This is a genomic window from Pelosinus sp. IPA-1 (assembly GCF_030269905.1).
GTDB lineage: Bacteria > Bacillota > Negativicutes > DSM-13327 > DSM-13327 > Pelosinus.
The window spans coordinates 182,837-203,471 of sequence record NZ_BSVC01000002.1 but is presented as its reverse complement, the minus strand read 5'-3'; the positions used below and the strand labels follow the sequence as shown (position 1 = coordinate 203,471).

At 36.7% G+C, this 20,635-nt stretch carries 21 protein-coding genes and 1 riboswitch; of the genes, 7 read left to right on the top strand and 14 right to left on the bottom strand.

Annotated elements, in window-relative coordinates; genetic code table 11:
• Window positions 1-44: 44 nt before the first annotated feature.
• Window positions 45-620, bottom strand: a complete 576-nt coding sequence (locus tag QSJ81_RS04640) for a carbonic anhydrase (protein ID WP_285716250.1) — start codon at window positions 618-620, stop codon at window positions 45-47.
• A gap of 535 nt (window positions 621-1,155) precedes the next feature.
• On the opposite strand from QSJ81_RS04640, the gene QSJ81_RS04635 reads away from it, so the two are divergent.
• Window positions 1,156-2,673: an arylsulfotransferase family protein gene (locus tag QSJ81_RS04635; protein ID WP_285716249.1), complete on the top strand. Its 1,518-nt coding sequence runs from the start codon at window positions 1,156-1,158 to the stop codon at window positions 2,671-2,673.
• A 627-nt stretch (window positions 2,674-3,300) separates the two neighbouring features.
• On the opposite strand, the gene QSJ81_RS04630 is transcribed toward QSJ81_RS04635, so the two are convergent.
• The 3 genes from QSJ81_RS04630 to QSJ81_RS04620 all read right to left on the bottom strand — a co-directional run bounded on the left by QSJ81_RS04630 (window position 3,301) and on the right by QSJ81_RS04620 (window position 5,930).
• Complete coding sequence (locus QSJ81_RS04630) at window positions 3,301-3,921, bottom strand: DUF6033 family protein (RefSeq protein ID WP_285716248.1); 621 nt, start codon at window positions 3,919-3,921, stop codon at window positions 3,301-3,303.
• A 312-nt stretch (window positions 3,922-4,233) separates the two neighbouring features.
• On the bottom strand, window positions 4,234-5,178 hold the full coding sequence (locus QSJ81_RS04625) for a DUF6612 family protein (RefSeq protein ID WP_285716247.1): 945 nt from the start codon (window positions 5,176-5,178) through the stop codon (window positions 4,234-4,236).
• A 284-nt stretch (window positions 5,179-5,462) separates the two neighbouring features.
• Window positions 5,463-5,930, bottom strand: coding sequence for a pyridoxamine 5'-phosphate oxidase family protein (locus QSJ81_RS04620; protein ID WP_285716246.1), 468 nt, complete (start codon window positions 5,928-5,930; stop codon window positions 5,463-5,465).
• Window positions 5,931-6,061: 131 nt separating this feature from the next.
• On the opposite strand from QSJ81_RS04620, the gene pdxR reads away from it, so the two are divergent.
• The gene (gene pdxR, locus QSJ81_RS04615) at window positions 6,062-7,486 is read left to right on the top strand and encodes a MocR-like pyridoxine biosynthesis transcription factor PdxR (protein ID WP_285716245.1); all 1,425 of its coding nucleotides are present in this window, start codon (window positions 6,062-6,064) and stop codon (window positions 7,484-7,486) included.
• Between the two features lie 111 nt (window positions 7,487-7,597).
• Window positions 7,598-8,125 carry a hypothetical protein gene (locus QSJ81_RS04610; protein WP_285716244.1) on the top strand — a complete coding sequence of 176 codons (528 nt, stop codon included), beginning with the start codon at window positions 7,598-7,600 and terminating at the stop codon, window positions 8,123-8,125.
• Between the two features lie 188 nt (window positions 8,126-8,313).
• Here QSJ81_RS04610 and QSJ81_RS04605 read toward each other — a convergent pair whose 3' ends face one another.
• The gene (locus QSJ81_RS04605) at window positions 8,314-8,964 is read right to left on the bottom strand and encodes a class I SAM-dependent methyltransferase (RefSeq protein ID WP_285716243.1); all 651 of its coding nucleotides are present in this window, start codon (window positions 8,962-8,964) and stop codon (window positions 8,314-8,316) included.
• A gap of 131 nt (window positions 8,965-9,095) precedes the next feature.
• Window positions 9,096-9,419 (bottom strand): winged helix-turn-helix transcriptional regulator, encoded by a 324-nt coding sequence (locus QSJ81_RS04600; RefSeq protein WP_502929636.1) that lies wholly within the window; start codon window positions 9,417-9,419, stop codon window positions 9,096-9,098.
• 126 nt (window positions 9,420-9,545) lie between these two features.
• On the opposite strand from QSJ81_RS04600, the gene QSJ81_RS04595 reads away from it, so the two are divergent.
• Window positions 9,546-10,223, top strand: coding sequence for a flavodoxin family protein (locus QSJ81_RS04595; protein WP_285716242.1), 678 nt, complete (start codon window positions 9,546-9,548; stop codon window positions 10,221-10,223).
• Window positions 10,224-10,459: 236 nt separating this feature from the next.
• The gene (locus QSJ81_RS04590; protein WP_285716241.1) at window positions 10,460-11,056 is read left to right on the top strand and encodes a methyltransferase; all 597 of its coding nucleotides are present in this window, start codon (window positions 10,460-10,462) and stop codon (window positions 11,054-11,056) included.
• 71 nt (window positions 11,057-11,127) lie between these two features.
• Here the strand turns inward: QSJ81_RS04590 and QSJ81_RS04585 are convergent, their stop codons facing one another.
• From QSJ81_RS04585 to QSJ81_RS04575, 3 genes are read right to left on the bottom strand one after another with little or no spacing between them, the layout of a single operon-like run.
• Window positions 11,128-11,652, bottom strand: coding sequence for a permease (locus QSJ81_RS04585; protein ID WP_285716240.1), 525 nt, complete (start codon window positions 11,650-11,652; stop codon window positions 11,128-11,130).
• Between the two features lies 1 nt (window position 11,653).
• On the bottom strand, window positions 11,654-12,130 hold the full coding sequence (locus QSJ81_RS04580) for a permease (protein ID WP_285716239.1): 477 nt from the start codon (window positions 12,128-12,130) through the stop codon (window positions 11,654-11,656).
• A gap of 16 nt (window positions 12,131-12,146) precedes the next feature.
• Entirely contained in the window at window positions 12,147-12,482 is a 336-nt protein-coding gene (locus QSJ81_RS04575; RefSeq protein ID WP_285716238.1) for a PadR family transcriptional regulator, read from the bottom strand.
• Between the two features lie 183 nt (window positions 12,483-12,665).
• On the opposite strand from QSJ81_RS04575, the gene QSJ81_RS04570 reads away from it, so the two are divergent.
• Window positions 12,666-15,131, top strand: coding sequence for an ABC transporter substrate-binding protein (locus QSJ81_RS04570; RefSeq protein WP_285716237.1), 2,466 nt, complete (start codon window positions 12,666-12,668; stop codon window positions 15,129-15,131).
• Window positions 15,132-15,383: 252 nt separating this feature from the next.
• Here QSJ81_RS04570 and QSJ81_RS04565 read toward each other — a convergent pair whose 3' ends face one another.
• The 3 genes from QSJ81_RS04565 to QSJ81_RS04555 all read right to left on the bottom strand — a co-directional run bounded on the left by QSJ81_RS04565 (window position 15,384) and on the right by QSJ81_RS04555 (window position 16,934).
• On the bottom strand, window positions 15,384-15,626 hold the full coding sequence (locus tag QSJ81_RS04565; protein WP_285716236.1) for a hypothetical protein: 243 nt from the start codon (window positions 15,624-15,626) through the stop codon (window positions 15,384-15,386).
• Window positions 15,627-15,853: 227 nt separating this feature from the next.
• On the bottom strand, window positions 15,854-16,168 hold the full coding sequence (locus QSJ81_RS04560) for a hypothetical protein (protein ID WP_285716235.1): 315 nt from the start codon (window positions 16,166-16,168) through the stop codon (window positions 15,854-15,856).
• Window positions 16,169-16,280: 112 nt separating this feature from the next.
• A riboswitch (guanidine-I (ykkC/yxkD leader) is annotated at window positions 16,281-16,378 on the bottom strand.
• A 199-nt stretch (window positions 16,379-16,577) separates the two neighbouring features.
• Entirely contained in the window at window positions 16,578-16,934 is a 357-nt protein-coding gene (locus QSJ81_RS04555) for a hypothetical protein (RefSeq protein WP_285716234.1), read from the bottom strand.
• Between the two features lie 678 nt (window positions 16,935-17,612).
• Here QSJ81_RS04555 and QSJ81_RS04550 point away from each other — a divergent pair.
• Window positions 17,613-18,806, top strand: coding sequence for a GGDEF domain-containing protein (locus tag QSJ81_RS04550; RefSeq protein WP_285716233.1), 1,194 nt, complete (start codon window positions 17,613-17,615; stop codon window positions 18,804-18,806).
• Window positions 18,807-18,953: 147 nt separating this feature from the next.
• On the opposite strand, the gene QSJ81_RS04545 is transcribed toward QSJ81_RS04550, so the two are convergent.
• Both QSJ81_RS04545 and QSJ81_RS04540 read right to left on the bottom strand, forming a co-directional pair.
• The gene (locus QSJ81_RS04545) at window positions 18,954-19,562 is read right to left on the bottom strand and encodes a tetratricopeptide repeat protein (protein WP_285716232.1); all 609 of its coding nucleotides are present in this window, start codon (window positions 19,560-19,562) and stop codon (window positions 18,954-18,956) included.
• A 278-nt stretch (window positions 19,563-19,840) separates the two neighbouring features.
• Entirely contained in the window at window positions 19,841-20,575 is a 735-nt protein-coding gene (locus QSJ81_RS04540; protein WP_285716231.1) for a DUF169 domain-containing protein, read from the bottom strand.
• Window positions 20,576-20,635 lie beyond the last annotated feature (60 nt).

The following is a 20,635-nucleotide window of genomic DNA, read 5'->3' as shown; positions in this document are numbered from 1 at the left end:
ACCACTACTGCCAATGTAATAAATCCCCTTTACTTCAGAATGTATCAGTACCAAAATTCTATATAGCCATCATACATGTCATAAATGGCTCCGATGATTTCAAGACAATCAGTTAACATGGCTGTCCGAATAAGACGGGATGCTTTTAGCCTGCATATATTCAAATCAACGTTCTCTTTGATAGCATTCTCCAGTAAATCTCCTTGTTGCATTTTCGCTTTTTCCACAGCAGGTTTTATTGTCTCGATAATCAATGCGATGTGACCAGGCTCATCGGAATCTTCCACCGCTGCTCTAACCGCTCCGCAGCCCTCATGTCCCAACACCACGATCAACTTTACGCCAAGATGTTCAATAGCGTACTCTACACTCCCGAGAGCAATATCATCAACCACTTCGCCTGCCGTCCTCACAACAAACAAATCACCAAGCCCTTGGTCAAACACGATCTCTGGAGGTACGCGTGAGTCAGAGCAGCTAACGACCACGGCAAAGGGGTACTGTCCTTCTTCCACCAGTTCTTCTCTTCTCTCTACTCCCACATCAATTACCGCAAAATTCTCTGTTACATACCGTTCGTTCCCGCCAATCAGCCTTCTCAGGGCGTGTTCTGCATTCATCACTCATATACCCATAGAGCTGCAAAGCAGCTGTCTTACCAAAAAAGACACCCCGAACATTACATGACTCCTCCTCTCCACACTAGACGACGAGTACCAGCACCCGATAGTGCTTACATGTATCATTTACTACATAATATGATACCGTTTTAAGGTGGGTTACTTCGGAGTCTAAAAAAATACCCTACTATTAAGCTGATAGTAGGGTATTCTCATTTCAAAGGAATCTAAATTAAGTAGATGAAGGAAGAAACGTATACCACGAATAATTCAGTAATATTTTCCAATAAGTTGAAACCAAAATAAAAGAGCTTCTCATGCCACACGGCTATGAGAAGCTCCTTACATTATATTTCCCTCCCCCTGATTTGTTTCTGAATTGTGTGAATTACAACTCCGCTTCCAAATCACATCTTTGTCTAAATTTACATATTATGATATTGAATATGCCAATTTGAAATGAGGGAACGTGTTTGTATGCATCATAACAAAGAGCTCGGTTGGTTACCATTTATAACGATAATAGGAGATGACAATGGGGATGGATAAATCGAGAATACCATCACATACATCTACAAATAATTCAAGCCCACAAGTGTGGAGCTTTGTTTCAGCCCCCGCCTTACATCCCATGAAGGTAAAAGTAAATGTGAATAAACCAGAAACAGCTTCCGGCTTACTATTCGTTGCGCCATATACTTCGTATGAGGCAACTATGATTGGGCAAACAGGCGCACTGATCATGGATCAGGCTGGTAACCCAGTCTGGTTTAGACCGCTCAATAGTATATATAAACAAAATACGGACTTTAGAGTACAGTCCTACAAAGGAAAACCCGTTCTTACCATGTGGCGAGGAACGATATCAGGAACTCAGTCTGCAAATCCTAATCTTCCAGCAGGGGATCCTGAGCCTGGTGCCTATTTCCAAATCATAAATCAAAATTATAAAGTTATTAAAAAGCTCACTGCCCAAAAGGGGTTCACTGCTGATGTTCATGAGTTTACTATTACAAATCAAAATACTGCTTTGTTTACTGCTGTGAAACAAGTGCCTGCAGATCTAACACCGTATGGGGGTCCAGTAGACGGATATTTTGATAACTACTCTATCCAAGAAGTCGATCTCAAAACAGGCCAGCTTCTGTTCTTTTGGAATGTGCTTGCTCATGTTGATCCGGCCGACTCTATGTTACCCGCGTCATCTGCAACAAGTTCAAATAATATTTGGGACTGTTTCCACGTGAATTCAGTTGAAGAGGGGCCAAACAATACACTCCTAATTAGCATGCGTAACATGTGGGCCATTTATAATATTGACAAAGAAACGGGAAATATAAATTGGCAGCTTGGTGGAAAGAAAAGTAATTTTACTTTTGGTCCAAACGCTACATTTTCTTGGCAACATGATGCGCGTTATAGATCTGGAAATAGGATAAGTATGTTTGATGATTCTTGTTGTGCTTCTTCAAGTTCTCCGCCTGAGGGCCCAGCACATGGTTTAATCCTTCATCTCGATTTCCAAAACATGACTGCAAATGTAGATCGAACATATTACCATGATCCAACGCTATATGTTGCAAGTCAAGGAAATGTTCAAAAACTATCTAATGGAAATCAATTCGTTGGATGGGGACAGGAACCATATCTTTCCGAATTTGAAAATGGTGGTAATACTATAAAAGATCCGTCATTGAATTTTTTATATGATATGCAGTTTCCTAATCAAAATATTTCTTATAGGGCTTTTAAGAATGAATGGATAGGCTTGCCGCTTTATCCACCCAGTATTGCTGTCGCTCTATTATGTGAAGATGCGGTAATTATTTATGCATCATGGAACGGTTCAACTGAAACTGTCGCTTGGCGGGTACTAGCTGGTCCAACACCTGATAGGTTATCAGTAGTGGTAAATTGCACCCCTCGCACCGGATTTGAGACAGATATTTGTATTAATTCAGATGGGCCATATTTTGAGGTAAATGCATTGAATTACTGTGGCGAAGTCATTGGTAGGTCACGGATTGCTCACATGTGTGAATGGCAGTGTTAAAGCCTCAATAACGGCACTTGAAAAATTCCCACTTTCGGCAGAAAATCTCTCCTTGAAGGAGAGATTTTTTTAGTAGTTTGGCTATCTCCTGCATCTTACTCATTGCTTTTCTCCACACAAATTCAGCTTGCGTAACACTCGACCGCAAAAATGTGACAAGGGGGCAGGTTCTCTGTCCCACTAAATCCTATCAATCACACTTTTAGATATTCCCTAATTGCCTTATTGTAACACCTTGCAGGCGTGTCAGGGGACGGGGTTGTCGACAAACAAATTGGCGTTAGCAAATTGGCTGAAAACTGAGATCCTGTAAAAAAGGGAACGGTGTCATTAAATCCGTCCCCTTGACACTAAATTGAAAAATAAATTCCATATTTTCATCCTATTTACCATTAAAATATAAAGCTCCTGCAAGGCTAAAATTCTTACAGGAGTTTGATCGTTATCGATTTTTAAGACAGAATATTACTAAATGGTAAACTGTCTAAATTAATTCTAATATATCCGTCTTGTTTCCTCTTTACCATATTAAGTTTTTACTAGTATCTTTCTCCGCCAAAAACCGTTTTTCCTTGCCATGCTGAATTTCAAGCTACACAAATTTACAGACTAAAAATAAAAACAATATTATGCATTTACGTTTAATAAACTTATGTCATATACTTTATCTAAATTTTCATAAGAATTAGTTGCTTTCTGTTCTTTAGTTGCTTCTGATTTTTTTTCTTGAGCTTCTTTTAAAGCTTGAACTTTTACTTTTAGTTCTTTCCTTTTATTTTCGCGCAATTTTTCCATTTCACTTTTTTTGTCTGTATCGTTTGAATTTGTTGATTTAAGTTCTACCTTACAACTACATCCGCCATTTTCATCTATTGAAAAACTTACACTCGTTACTTCAGAATTGCCATCTAAAGATTTATGGGCATTAATATATTGTGCTGTTGATTGAGCTTGGTCCAATATATCATTTAACTTTTCAGCTACTTCAGGATTACTAGTTGCTTTGCTTATTAATGCAGGCGAAACATTATAAGTTATTTCATTTTCTTTACTTAAATACGAATTACTAATATTAAGATTAATATTAGAGTATTTATTACAAAGGCCTTTAAAATAATCCTCTTTTGAAATTGTTTTATCTTTTGAACTTGTATCACTAACTATAGTTTTATTAGTATTACTTCTAGAGTTATTTGATACTTGTGTATAATAGTATGAATCATAACTATTACCAATTGCTATTGACATATTTTTATCCCTTCCTTATACAAATAAGTGCTTCAAAACCCCTATATAATTATTATCGTATATAAATTTGTATACTTAATACTTTTTATACAATTAATTACAATTTAATGGTCGACTAAGGGGCACCGGGACAGGTTCTCTGTCCCACTAGATCCTATCAATCACATAGCGTGTCAGGAGACAGGGTTGTCGAAAACAAATTGGTCTTAGCAAATTGGCTGAAAACTGAGATTATGTAAGAAGCGAAAGTGTCATGGACAAAACAACCACACCATGCCAGTTTTATCGTATAGCGTTTTGAATTTTTAGCTTTTACAACGAAGTCATAGCAGCACTTTCACTTTTTTTAGGAGTTGCCTTACCTGCCGGTTTGACTTCTTTTGCATTGTCTCGCACATCTTGAGGAATCTCGATAGGATCTACTTGATTATATTTCGAATACGTTATCTGCATATTCAATGTCGATTTTGTTAAAAAGTCTTCGATTTTAGCCCTTTCCTTTGGATCAGCAATATCTAAAAACAATCCTGCCCCTTTTCGAATTGGTTCTGCCAAATCCATATCTATTTCTTTTACCATCTTAGTCGCTTTATCAACTTTAACATTATATTTTATATCGCCAGCAGCTAACAACCCAAGCCGTACTACAGCAACCGCCCTCAACATGTCCCTATCCTGCGTATTATCTAGTTTAACAACTGCACCCATAGCATCACTTATTTGCATACTATCCAAAGTTATTTCCATATATTTATAGGATGGTGTTTCCTTTTTCAGCTTCACCGATTTCATCAACTGCAACATATCCATTCGAGCAGAAACCTTTTCATCCGCTGAAAGTTCTTTGTTCAAAGAAGGATCGATCGGCACAATCTGTTTGATCCATTTTTCGTTACTTAACGAATAAAGCACTAGATTGCCTTGGTTTTGTTCTATATACTGCTTTAGCATCAATGTATTTTCTGTATTCTTTACATCACGATAGCAAATGTTTATATCGTGTTTGTAGCTCAGGGGTTTTTCCTGAACTTCCCCATTGATTGCAACTTCGACTTCCCCCATCGGGGTTTCAGACTTGATTGCTACGTCATAATGCAAGTTGTTTACATCCATCATATTTTTATATACATCGTTCAAATACGCCTTTTCCGGTGGCAGTTTTTCAACGGCAAAAGCAAACGAACTGCTCATCGCCACAAACAACAATCCCCATACTAAAGCAACTCCCCAATTGATCTTTCGCAACAACCTCATCATACAATCAAGCTCCCTTTTTTATAAATTCTGCTGCATCCATGTATTGCCAGTATATAGAACTACAAAGCGGGGGAACTATGGTACCGTCTTAGATGTTCGATAAAATTCTTATAACTCAAGACACAACCACCGTCCCCTGACTCTGAATATCCTATTTACCATTAAAATACAAAACTCCTGCAAAACTAGGCTGTTTTGCAGGAGTTTGTTATATATATTGATTTTTTGTCAGCTCTTTTTCTTCGGAGTCTACCGTATTTTCCACATGAGCGACTTAAAACTCTTCATGCTCTTGCTTTTCCGGTCATTTTGCTAACTTCTATCTTAAGCACTTTTGTTTTTTCAAAAGCATTGTCAATATATCGTAATCCTGCCTCATAAAAATCAGGGCTGTACTTTTTAACCACGCCTATAAGCCCTTTTCGTTTTTCTTCAATATCTTCAACAACAATAATTTTTCCAAATACGATGGCTGACTTGTATTTAGTGGCAAATGCTGCTGGCATTAATTCTACTGAATCAACTACAGTAAAACAAATGCTATCGTTGTTAACTATATTATCTAATCTCTGCCCTTCGAGAGCACAGTGTAAATAAATTACTTCATTTGTATATATAAAATTCATTGGGACCCCATATGGAGTATTATCTGTACTTACAGTTGATAATATTCCAACTTGTGCAGTCTCTAAAAGCATTTTTGTCTCTTCTTCCACCATCGCTCTGTCTTTTCTTCTCATTTCTCTAAACATTTTGTACCTCCAAGTTTTATCTTGATTTATTATTTATATAAAGGTACAATACAATCGGCTTTTACATAAGTTCCAATATCAATATTTTTATAGGAGCCAATTTGAGTTCAGTAGTAAAAGGAGATTTGTCCATGTTATATATTGCTAAAGACATACAGACACCTATTTATGAGCAAATTTATACTTCTTTGATGCAAGAAATTCTTTCTGGCTCTTTAAAATTTGGTGATAAACTTCCTGCCACCAGAAAACTCGCTGCCGAATTATCTGTTGGCCGTAATACGGTTGATAAGGCCTATCAACAACTTGTCGCAGAAGGATATGTAACGGCTATAGTCGGAAGTGGATTTACTATTAATAAAATTGCTTCTGAATTTTATGTTCCCAATCAAGCAGATTTCAGCACTCCTACATACGAACCTAAGACACCTTCTTTTTCTACGCGATATGATTTTGCATATGGTGCAATAGATAATTCAATTTTTCCTCACAAACAGTGGCGAAAAAGTATCAATAATGCTCTTACCCTAATGGAATCCTATTCTTGCATAAATTATCCGAACAGACAAGGCGAAACTTCCTTACGACAAAGTATCTCACACTATTTAAAGCGGTCAAGAGGTGTTTGTTGTAATGCTTCACAAGTTATTATCACCTGTGGTCATCAACATTCAATGGAAATAATAGCAAATATGTTTGAAACTTCAAGCAAACGCTTTGCGATGGAGGATCCAGGATACGATGGAATCCGTATTGTATTTCAAAATCATAAATATCAAGTAGTACCGATTCCAGTAGAAAAAGATGGTGTTTCTATTGAATCAATCGAAGCTTTAAATACAGACCTTTTATATTTAACTCCATCGCACCAATTTCCTACTGGTGTAGTTCTCTCCATTGCTAAACGCCGCAAGTTACTTCAATGGGCATTTAACACAAATAGCTATTTAATTGAAGATGATTATGACAGTGAACTTCGTTACGATACAAACCCAATCCCGTCATTACAATCATTAGATAATCATGATAGAACCATTTATACCGGAACCTTTTCAAAGTCACTTTCACCTTCAATGCGCGTAGCTTATTTAGTGTTGCCGCACTCCTTAGTAGATACATACAAGCACTACTATCATCGCTATAATTCACAGGTCTCTGTTTTGCATCAGACCGCTCTTTCAGATTTCATTTCAAGCGGGAACTATGAAAAGCACATGAATCGTCTGCGCACCTTCTATCGCAAAAGGCAAAATGCTTTGCTAACTGCTTTAGATGAAGTTTTTGGTAATACTACCACCATATCCGGTGAAGGAGCTGGCATGCATATTCTTTTAACGATAAAAAACTCGCTTACACAGGATGAGCTGATAAAGCGAGCTGAAAGTATTGGTATTCGAATATATTCTCCATCAGCAAATTACATGAATCCAACCGATTGTCCACGCTCTCAAATTTTACTTGGATTTGCTACAATTCCAACATGTAAATTTAAAGTTATTTTAGAGGAGTTGTATCATGTTTGGAATAATGATTTTAAAGATTCTTTAACCTTTTGATCAGATGCATGTATCCTTTTAATCGAGGGACAAATAACCTGTCCCCATATCCCTTCTAAGAGAATATTTCCAAACACATTCTCTCATACTAAGGATAGTTTATAAAAGGAGATGAATCTTTTGAAAGACAAATTTACCAGAGGTTTCTTTTCAGGAGTTGCGGGTGGATTAGCCGCGAATGTTGTGAGTTTATTTTTTGGTTTTATAAATTTCACCACTCTTCGTTTTGCGGACTGGACTGGAATTATCATCTTCGGTCATACTCCACCTTTTAGTACGGGAGAAATCTTGTTTTCACTAACAGCAAACATTGGTTTTACCGGTTTTCTAGGAATTGTATTCACCTATTTAATTCCTTTAATCAAAAACACAAATCTTCTTTTTAAAGGATGGGTTTTCTCAACATTTATATGGTTTTTTATTTACTCCGTTACCGCTCTGTTTAAAGTTGAGGGAACTATGCCTTTGCCCCTTAATACAGCAATAGCAAATGTTGCTACTACATCTATATATGGTTTAGTTTTGGCTGCAACTTTGGGAAAGGAAGTTGTAAAAAATGCTACCGAAAGTACAAGAAATAATTTCAGAATAGTTCCAGCAATGAAACCAATTGAAAATAACGACGACGACAATGAATAGAAAACCAGCATAGTACAAAAGGACTGTCTAAGCATTTAGCCTAGCAGTCCTTTCTATTATCTAAAATATGAAACTAGATACGTCGTATGGCCTAAGCAGTAAACTGTCTATAATCAACTCTAAATATTGTATATTATTTACAGTTAAGTTATCTTCATGCCTGACTCTCTATTGTTTTTCATGTAGCTTTATCTTTTTAAGTATATTGTATATGCCAACTTATTTCCAGTAAAACCGACTTCAGCAAAACCTATCGATTTAACTAAATCTAATATAGTTTGCTTTCTTTGGTAATGGGGGTCAAACATAGTTTCCGAAATTGCAAGTATTCCACCTGGCTTTAAAGAGTTATATATTTCCTTGAGAGCAATAAATCGGTTTGGTATCTCACCAAGAACTGCAGCCAAGACTGCCCTATCTGCTTTATAGTCTTTAAGCTTTCCTTCTCCCATTGGAATACTCACAGCAGTAATATTATGAATATTCTCCTTTAGGGCTTTTCTTTTAACTATATCTAGCATCTCTTGTTGAATATCAACTAAAATAATCTTCCCTTTTTCACCAACTGCCTTTGCCAAGGGTATACTTATTCGGCCTGGGCCACATCCGATATCGAGTATCGTCATTCCTTCTTCAACATCAAGCCCGGAAATAATACTTTTTGATTGACTGCTTCTAGCAAAAGGGTTTTCTAGTTCAACTGCCCGGTAAAGCCATGACGGACACGGAACATTTTTCTTCCTGGAGGTAAATTTCCAAGCAAACCAAATGATAAGAAACAAACTAATTATTACGATTGAATATAATAGATACATTCTTTCACCTTCCATAATAGTCATTATGTGAAACGCCATAGCCTACTGAAAAAGTAAACTATGGCTGTTTTCTCTAACTTTTAAAATATATCTTGCTATATTTTTACGTGGGCAAGGGGGCGGTGGGACACCACCTCCGTCCCTTGTCCTATAAATTAAATCATATGTTGTTTTCCCCATTGAAACATGAGTTCCAATATTGGGATTAGTGTTTTTCCTTCTTCAGTCAGCCAATATTCAACTTTGGGAGGAACTTGATTGTATTGTTCTCTATGAATTATTTTGTTGTGTTCCAATTCTTTTAGTTGATGACTTAACGTTTTATGTGCAATTGGTTGTAATGTTTCTTTCAATTTATTATATCTTATTACCTTAGCTTCATATATTTGCCATAATATAATCCATTTCCATTTTCCTTCGAGAATAGACATTGTATAATACATTGGACACTTTTCGTATTTCTCATTAAATTTTTCCACAACAGACTCCCTTACTCACCTTTTGGTTAGTATATAACAAATATGTGCATACTTATCCCATTTCCCATAATGATATATAATGCAATATATAAAGTCAATGTCAAATATATTAATGGAGGGGTAAGCATGAAAATTTTAGCAATTAACGGCAGTCCACGAAAAAACTGGAATACCGCAATCTTACTGAACAAAGCACTGGAGGGAGCAGCCTCACAAGGCGCTGAAACCGAACTTATTAATCTTTATGATCTTAACTATAAAGGGTGTATTAGTTGTTTTGCCTGTAAACTAAAAGACGGAAAAAGTTACGGAAAATGCGCTTTTAAAGACGACCTTACTCCTGTTCTTGAAAAAATTGAAAACGCTGATGCCATTATACTGGGATCGCCTATTTACTTTGGTAATGTTACTGGTGCGATGAGATCGTTTATTGAACGGATGGCATTTCCCTATGTGGTCTATGATGCAAACTATTCATCTCTTTTCAAGAAAAAGATACCGCTAGGTTTTATTTATACCATGAATTTGGACGAGAAAACGATGAAAGAGTGGGGCTACGTTCCTGTTCTCAAGGGAACCGAAAATCAGCTGGGAAGGATTTTCGGAGTTTCTGAAGTGCTATATGTTACAGATACTTATCAGTTTAACGATTATTCCAAGTATATTGTAACGGCGTTTGATGAAGCCCATAAAGCAAAAAGACGGGAAGACGAGTTCCCCAATGACTGTAAAAAATCTTTCGAAATGGGAGTAAGATTCGCAACTGATGGCGCTATCGATTTCAAAACGGAATCGATGGCCTAAGCTTAAAAAAACAGCTTCAATCCTTGCTTAATATACAAGGGTTGAAGTTGTTTTTCGTCCCTCAGTCTCTCTCAAAAAATTACCGTTCCCACGGACACACCAAGAATCTACCCCCTTTACGTAGGAAATATCACCAAACATGCTAGCTTTCTTGTTTGCCCTATGTATTTTATCATTATATACTTTGAAGTAGTTATTTAAACTTACATAAAACTTAAAGTGAGAGGGGAACTATAATGGACGAACAATATTATGAAAAACTATTGAATATAAAAACCTCAGGGGAACAAAAAATATTCAATGATTCATTTCACTATAACAGATATGAACCAACCTCCTACTCTGTATTAGAAATATTATCTAAACAATATAATTTCACAGCAGAAGATACTATCGTTGACTTTGGATGTGGCAAAGGAAGACTCAATTTTTACATAAATCATTTTTTTGACTCCACTGTTACAGGTATAGAAATGAGTAGCTTCTTCTATAAACAAGCGATTGATAATAAAAGAGATTATTTAAAGAAACATAAAAAGAAAATAAATGAAATAAAATTCTTAAATTGCTTTGCAGAAGAATATAAGATAAATCCCTCAGATAATAAATTCTACTTCTTTAACCCTTTTTCTATACAAATATTTATAAAGGTTATAGGAAATATTTTGATTTCTGTAGAAGGCTATGAAAGAACAATAGATATTATATTGTATTATCCATCATATGATTATATCTACTTCCTAGAAAACAATACCCCCTTTGTACTTTTGAATGAAATAACACTACCGGATAATGATCCTCGTCATAGTTTTTTAGTATATAGACTAGACTAAAAAAAACACCCGCATAGTGGGTGTTTTTTTTGTAAGATCGTTCTATTTTTCGAATCGACTTATATTTTCCTTTAATCTGCATTAGCAACAATTAATGATATATCTTCTTTAGAAACTGATTTTTCAATATAAAATGCCATCAGAAGATATAAAGGTATACTGATTGCTATATGAATCAATGTGAAGTTTAGTCCTAATGAAGCAGCTTCAAATACTACTATTGGAAGTTTTGTACTTGACCATACGCCTAGAAAAAAGATTACATTAGACAACTTCGCTCCTTTTTTTAGGAGAAGAACCCCCATTGGAAATGCTACATATAATGGTCCTGCCGCTATAGTTCCAAGGACAAAAGCTATGAGAAGTCCAGTTACCCCTGAACCATGGCCCATATACCTTATCAATGTTTCCTTTGGAATCCAAATATCCATCAGGCCCATAATAATAAAGATCGGAGGAATCAATAAAAGCATTTCCTTTAAATTTGATAGTGTAATATCAAACGCATTTTTACCAATCGTATTATTTACAAAAAAGATTGCTATTTGTACCAAAAGAAATATTATTGCCCATTTATATGCCTTCAATCGTTTCATTTTATATCACCATCCCTATTACAGCAGTAAATACTATACAAATGATAAATGATAAAACAATTCGTTTTACAGCGATATTCTTATTAAAATATTTTATCTCTGCTGGAAGAGAAACAATACCAACGGCCATAATTGTTGAAACCAATGCAGCAACCTGCATATAACCTGCCCCGGCTTTAAGTAAAGTCCCGCCAAGAGGAAATACCACGAAACTTGGAAGTGATACAATCGATCCAATTATTAATGCTATCATTGCACCTAATACACCAGATTCTGATCCAATCAGAGTTGTAATTACATCTTGGTTAAGAACAGCTAAGGTGATTCCTATAAAAAGCATCATTGCAAGCACAACTGGAAGCAATTTCTCGAATGACTTCCACGCAACCTTGATGCTTTTTTTAGTTTTGTTCCTATCTTTAATAAATGAAACTAATAATAAAGTTCCAGCTATTGAATATAAAACGCTTGATACCATTTCGCACCACCTAATCCTAAAAATCTAATCTATCAAACTCGGATAGAAAGTATTCAAGATTTCTTTTTCTTTCTTCGATATCATCTTTATATTCTTTAAGCAGCCTACGTCCTTGTTCTGTTATGGTATAACACTTTCTTGCAGCTCCTGGATTTGCTGTATCCCAGCAAGCTTCAACAGCACTTAATTTCTCCAATTCAGAAAGTGCGCGATAAATAGCAGGCCCATCTGCTTTAATATATGGCATGGACTCATTCATTTTGTTAAGCAACATAGAACCATGTGTGCTCTCTTTGGCTAAAAATAATAATATAAATGCCGGCAAATGACGGCCATAATTTAATTTACTCATAAAAATCACCTCTATTTCACATTAACACTTATATGTTAATAACAGTATAGTATTAAAGACATTATAATGTCAATTGAATTCACACTTTAATTTTATTAACAATATGTATATTTTAAAGGTTTTTTCCATAAAATGGCGTATTAAGACATATTATGTAATATTTCTTAGGGAGATGATGTTTTTATGTTATTTTGGTCCAAAAAAGTTCCTACACCCTCGTCCCTCCCAGCCTCTACTAACCCCATATCATCCAGCAACATAAATATAGACACGCATACCGCGTTGCTTAAGCATAATCAGGAATGTGCAGTGAGCAAAATCCGCAACAAAATTGAGGAAACAGAAATTGCGGCAGACAGTCTGATAGAAATTACAAATAGCATCAATCAATCAGTTGAAGTCCAAATGATTTCCATCGAAAAGGTTGTAGAAGAAATCAGTAATTATTCTGCACTAGCTCAGGAAGTCTGCGCAAGTACGGAGAGCTCAAAGCAAATATCCGGACAGACCTTAAACGTGGCTAACCAAGGACATGATGCTGTTCGCAGTTCTATCCAGGCGATGAGCGCTATTGGACAATCAGTTGTTGACGCCAAAGGTGTCGTTATTACGCTCGAATCAAAAGCTGCTCAGATCAACACACTCCTCGATGTTATTAAAGACATTGCGGGAAACACCAATTTACTTTCTTTAAATGCCTCTATCGAAGCCGCCCGGGCCGGTGAAGCAGGCAGAGGATTTGCGGTAGTGGCCCAAGAAGTCAAACATCTGGCGGAACGAAGCGTTGAATCGGTTGATTATATAAGTAAAACCATTGCTGAAATCAACCAGAGCATTAACAAGACCCTGCAGGCCATGGATGCCATTGCCACTAAAGTGCAGTTGGGTACCCAAATTGCAAGCGATACCGCTCAGGTTTTTAATACCATCATTGAGGCTGTCAATAATAGCGGTGCTGTTTATGAAGAAATAAGTGCTGCTATCGGCAAGCAAACGACAAGTCTTGAAAACGTGATGGGATCGACAGGCAATATGACTACTACTTTTCATCAGCTCATCTCCACCGTGGAAGTAGCGTCCCTCTACACTCAGTTTGTAAAAACCACTTTATCCTCACTGACCGAGGCTTCAACAGGGCTCCAAACAATATCAACACACATGCTTGAGAAGGTGTCCTGCGCTCCATTCGCTGGAGCGGTTTTACGGACAAGCCTACCGAATGAGATTACCACTTTTAATCCACTTATGTCGACAGAATACTTAGGCGGTCACATTCTCTCGAATGCCCATTCAGGACTACTTTCTATCAACGCATCCGGTCATTTGGCTCCTGGTATCGCTAAGAGTTGGCATTTGGAAGGCGACCGAACATGGGTGTTTAACCTTCGTAAGGGGGCCAAGTTTCATAACGGACAGGAAATTACCGCTCAAGATATCAAAAAATGCTATGAACGTCTCCTGCATCCGTCGACCGGATCTCCCAATGCTTGGTGCCTAGAATATGTGGTAGGAGCTGAAGAATACAGTAAGGGCATAGCGAGTACTGTCAGCGGGATCACCGTCCTAAATCGCTACCAACTGAGCATAAGACTGTCCTTTCCTTATAGTGGCTTTCTATTGAACCTAGGGCAATTTTACTGTTCCATTACCGCTATCGACGATAAGAATAATATCATTGGCTGTGGTCCATATGTGCTTAACACCGAAGAAGACATCTGTACACTCAATGCTTTTTCAGATCATTTTAACGGAGAAGCATATATTAAAACGATTCAGGTACAACTCACGAAAGAGAATGTAGCAGAGGACTTCATTGATGGAAAATATGATTTTATATTCATTGATAATAAGTCATTACTTGATAAACTCAAACCAGTGCCGGACATAAAGATATCTACTAACACGATCATGGGTACTTACTACGCTGGCTTTAATCTCACCTCTACATCCCCGTACGTACAAAACTGCGAGGCCAGACAAGCCTTTAACTACGCCATCAATAAACAGCGAATTATCGATGAAATTCTAGGAGGCTTAGGCAGCGAAAGTAAAGGCCCATTCCCTCCCAGCATCGTAAATGACTCCTCCCTCCCAGGATATAGCTACAACCCTTCTCTAGCAAAAAGTTTATTAGCAAAGAGTGGCCTAACAACTGTTCGCCAGAAATTTAGAATTATGTACCGGCAAGATGCGGGGCCTACGGTGTTTAACAAGATTACAGAGTACATCTTGGAAGACCTGACAAGTACCGGAGTAGAATGCGAGCTTATCAATGTGCCAGCTGCCAAATACCTTGATGTAAACCTGATTAAAAGCAGTGCCGATTTGTATATCGCCCGTTGGGTAGCAGACACGGGTGATCCCGATAATTTTCTGCATCCTCTATTTTCCCCCGGCCTGCGTACAAACCGATCCAGCTATAATAGTGAAATAGTAAATAAAAAATTAGCCATGGCTAATCAGATGATACATCCCGCGAAGCGACTTGATATGTATAAAGATATTCAAAAGATGCTCGTACAGGACTGCCCATGGATCTTCCTCTACCATCCCAATATGGCTTACGCTAATAGAAATAATATTTCTGGTATAAAAATGAACCCTTTAGGACTCTTTAAATATGAAGATATCCTCATAGAGAAAACCTAGTCTTCTAAGAAGACTTTACACAAAATCACGGTCACGTGGGAAGCATCAAACTTCGAACGTGACCGTGATTTTCATTATTTTAAGTTCAATCCTTAAGTTCAACTCGCTTAATTTCTCCAACAACAAGCAAATAACAAAAAATAGCAACAAGGCAATGTATAGCAATATAAACTAGCGCACCATCGAATGATCCTGTTATTTTTATAATATAACCAATTGCAATGGGGTAATGATGCTGGTAATTTTAAAGTCTTACATTTTTTTCTCTACATTAATGAAAACGTAAATACCAATTATATCACAATCGTCATTAAACTTTGGTTCGGTAGTAGCTTCTACTATTGTGTATTCTTTATCAGCAATTGAAATCGTAGAACCCTTAAGTGCTTGAATTTCATCATGGTCAGGTAAAGATAGCGACATATCCTCGTCATTAAGTAGTGTTACTCCAGTATCGTTATCACTAACAATGGTAGACGTAGGTATAAATTCCATATAAGAGCATCTCCTTGTAAATTTTTCGAAGGCTGCTACTCTGTTATTGTGCGGTAATAACAATGTCTGTATGCAATCAAAGATTTCCAGTTAAAGAAAAATCAAGGGGACGGTTCTACTGAGTTGTTCCTATCGTTTTCTCTCATGTCATCAATATAGAAACACAATCTTTCCAGTCATTAAATCTTAAACGAATCAAAGAACCATCACCGACTCTTGCAGGGTAATTACCTTGAAAACTTCTTTTGAGCCCAAGAATCCAGCTTTTGAATGTGCTTTTTGCCGATGGTCAATCCGTAGACAATCAGCAACACAATAGTGAGGGTAAACAAATCAATTTCTTCTGTTACAACAAAATTTACTATACCCAAGAGCACTTGCGGAATAACACCCGTAAGTACCAGTATTGTTGATGCTACTTTTAACCAAAACTGCGATTGCATTTTGTATCTTGCATAAAAGATGAAGATTGTTGCAGACCAAGCAAAAAACTCTAGGATGATTAAAATCGCCCATTTGTTTTCCATGATTAAGTTATACATGTAATTCACTCTCCAATTTCCACCAATATGAGCATTCATAGACTTCCTAAAAACTTTTGTACATCTTCCCCTGTCTATGAATACAAAAAAAAGCCTTGAGAAGTGCATAAAGTACTCCCAGGCTTTTATCCTTCCGTGTACACAGCTTGCTGTGCGCTTTCTCTCGGACCAGACTGGCATTGTTGCCACGGAACCCTAGAAAGCTTTTCTCATATTCACTTCACACTAGAATCTACAACCAATTATATCACATTCCATCATTGCAGTTAAAGAGAATCACAGGGACGGTTCTTTTGAGTATTTTCATTCTATCCATCTCAAATACCTCAAATAAAAATACTATTTGTTAAATCAACAAATAGTATTTTATGAGATATAGCCCAATTTTTATTTTGTTATATATAGCATTCTAATGAATCGAATTTGCCAAGTAAGTCTCTACTTCCTTATGGAAAAGACTGCTATTTAAATAAGATTCTACAGCTGTATATAATTCTTCGGATATGCTAACTTCCCCATTAACAAGAGTATTGACGTTACTAGCTAACTCCATTTCCCCATGTTTAACAAATTCTTGGCCAATTTTCTTTAGTTCTTCTGTATTGCCATTTTTTAAATTGCGTACACTATTCATAATAAATTTTTCACAATGTGGTAAATATAAGTACTTATTTAAGTACTCCATTACTTCATCCTGTTCTCTCTTTTCCTGCCAGCAGCAATATGTTGATGTTAAAATGTTCACAATATTGGTTAAGTTATCCATGGTGTATTTCCTCCATTTATTATTGATTATTGCCTCGGTAAATCGCTTAATCTTGTATACTCAAAATGCTACATATTCTAATTCTCAGCTAACACTGATAATGCAGACTAATTGTCATGTTAAAATGAATATTCAGATATTTTTCTAGGCTGATTGTCACGGAAAAATAGATTTACTTTTATGTTACCTCCTATTCTTAAATAGCATGATGTCCATGCCTTATTATTATATTATTTCTACATTTTTCGAAATATTCCTGCTTCTGAAACATATAATTGTTTAATTTTTCGTAAGAGTTAAAAATATACAGCAAAGAACCCGCGAAATTCGCGGGTTTAATTCATTTGAGTCTACTCTGGCTCCTTTGGCAAGACAAAAGAGCCAGATTATCTTATTTCTTACTCCTTATGTTATAAATCTATATCTTTCAGTAGAGGTAATTAAATACAAAATAACTTATTCTAAACTATAGATCTAAATAACCTTGTAAGCTTATAGAAATAACTCACCACACAAACAGAGGCACTATACATAACTTTTATGATATACTCTGTCCCTATGATTCCTCTAGTTGGGTGAAGTCGAGATGAAGCCATGTAAATGAATGACAAAAAATGTCGTAATTGATATAATATAGAAACATAAAGTTGAAGAACTTGAAAGGAATTAATTCATTTAATGATAAATATTACAGCCATGATTAAAACCGTTCCCTTTGGTCTACTAGCACTCACTAGCCTTCTTTTTTCCGAGTTGACGATAGATACTATGCTTAGTACAAACCTCTATAATGCTTCATATGCCTTATTTGTGGTCGGCATGTTGTTTAGCTGGTGGTTTAATCGCAGTCGTGTGTTTTTTGTGTTGATTACATTTGCTTTATGTGACTGGGCTTTGAGTAATACTGCGGCGGAAATCGTTGGACTTCCTGTTTATAAAGCCTCAATCTTTTCGATTGTCAGTATGGTTATTCCAGTTAATATTTTAATCTTCTCTTCGATAAAGGAGCGCGGTATTTTCAATACCTGGGGTTTGTTACGGTTCGGTCTTATTTTTCTCGAACTATTTTTTATTGCTACCGCAGTTATAACAAAAGATAATGATTTACTCAAACTATTCACTCAACGCGTAGTTTCACTGAACTTGCCAATCGTTACGATTCCTCAGCCTGCATTGTTGGCCGCTGGTATTACATTACTATGGCTAATAAAAAAACAGTTAGCTCAGCCCTCTAATCTAAACAATGCTTTCATCACAGTGCTTTTTGCTGCTTTGATAGGATTGCAACTCAAGGCCAATGTAATAGCAGTACCAATTTTCTTTTGTGCTGCCGGCCTCATGCTGCTTACTGCGGTGATTCAGGATTCCTATTCTATGGCCTATCTGGATGAACTAACAGGTTTGCCTGCGCGTCGTGCGCTTAAAGAAGAACTTATGAAGCTGCACGGTGATTACACTGTTGCTATGCTAGATATTGATTTTTTCAAAAAGTTTAATGATACTTATGGGCATGACACAGGAGATGAAGTCTTGCGCTTAGTGGCATCTGTACTCAGAGGAGTGACTGGTGGCGGAAAGGCCTTCCGCTATGGCGGGGAAGAGTTTACCATTATTTTCCCCCGGACTAAAATTGCAGATGCATTGCCCCATCTAGAAGAGCTGCGTGCCGCCGTTGAGAAAACTCCTTTTACTTATCAAAAAAAAGAGCATAAAAAAGGGAAGAAATCCTCTGCTAAAAAGCTTTTTGTAACAATTAGCATCGGAGCTGCTGAACGCAGCGAAAAAAATAAAATAACTGAGAACGTCATGAAAGCCGCCGATACCGCCCTATATCGCGCTAAGAAAAAGGGGCGTAATTGTGTAAGTAAATAAACTTTACTTACATTTTTTATTTTCCCGCCCTTTTATAAGACAAGGGGACAGCTTCCTGTCCCAGTAGATCCTATCAATCACATTTTTTAGATATTCCTGTTATGCTATCTAATTTCATAGGGCATTTATCAAAAAACAAATCATTCGTCATCCCTGCCAAATACTTCTGATCTTTGACATAATTGCATAATATCGCTGCTGTTTTCTTAAGAACGAAGGGCTACTCCTAAAAATCACTAGCGCTTTTTGAAACATTTCTCTAGCTTCTTTTGCGTATCCCGCTTTATGAAAAACAACACCCACTTCATAGTAGATTTTAGGATTTCCATATTCAAATATTTTTTCCATATATGCATTAATTTGCTCTCGATGTTCTTCTTTTTTCAAGCAATACTCTATTAGATATACATAAGGAAATCCGTATTGAATCTTCGGATTCATTTGCAGAGCACTCTCCAGCGCTTCTTTTCCAAGTTCTAATTCCCCCATCCTAATACGTGCTACGCCTAAATAATATTCGATGTCAGGATGTTCTTGTATTAAATCATGGGCTTTTTCCAATTGTTTCCGTCCTTCTTGCATATTTCCGCTTTCTACTTGCAGTGCACCTATTTGATAAAGTATATGGCCTGGAGAAGGACTAAACTCAAGCTCCCTTTTTAGTCTTGCTATTTTTCGCCAGCGACTTAGTGGTTTAATGAAATCCGGTAAAGCACCAATATACCGCCTGTCGATAATGGCATAAACAATTATCATTAATACAAGCGCTGTAAAGGGATTTTCGGAAAATTGCCTAAGAATGACATATAAAAAGAAAAACTTAATGATAACACCTCCAATTACTATTCGATCATTATTTTTACAAAATGCTCAAGGGGACAATTCTTTTGATTCATCCCTCTTCTTCTTGTGTCTCATATATGTTATATGTAATGAGAGGCATTTTGAAAAACATATCCCATATTTCTATCCTATTTACCATTAAAATATAAACTCCTGCAAGACTAGGCTGCTTTGCAGGAGTTTGCCATATACTATTTTGCCATTCTTGCTACTACTCTATGCCACAAGTGTTTCTCTAAGAAACTTCCCTCTACACTTTCTTCTAGGTCCAGAAACATTTTGTATGGAACAGAAAATGACAGCATGTCAGCTTCGACCATGGGACGCACTGTAATATCAGTCAAACCCACTACTGCTCTTGGATTTTCCTTCTGTGCTTCGGCGTAGGGAATAAGAAAAATAGCCTGACACCCTGAGCTAAAAGGTATCATAACATTTTCATTTCCTGGTCTGTAATAATTTGCAAGTACCGTAAGTGCCGATAACTGATCAGTATTAACATAAAACACAATTAACTCGGGTCTTTCCTTAGTAGTGTCAATTTGTGACAAAGGTTTAAAGATGACGTACTGATAGGGAATATCCGTTATTGGCAAACACTCAACAAATTCTCCTCCTAGCTCTGGATTTTTTTTATATCCTTCCCCTTCAAATAGGCCGCTTTTACCAACTGACAAAAAATATTCAATCCCACCTGGATAATTGGGAAATTGACCAAACCCTAATCCTGTTTTACCGCCATTACATACTGTAGTTTTACGTTCAAAAACTGATGTTTTGCCTTTTGCTGCCGCAATAAATAAGGGAATTGTACAGCTCCACTGCCCTTCTTTCCCCTGAAGTGCCCCTTCCGGTTTTTCATTGCTAAGCAAAACAGCTACCGGTTGATAACGTAAGCTCAATTCTTTAACTAACCTGCTTTCCATCTTCTTTACCTCACTTTATTTTTTATTTCATACTGCTATGGGTTTCTAATTTGAGCAAGG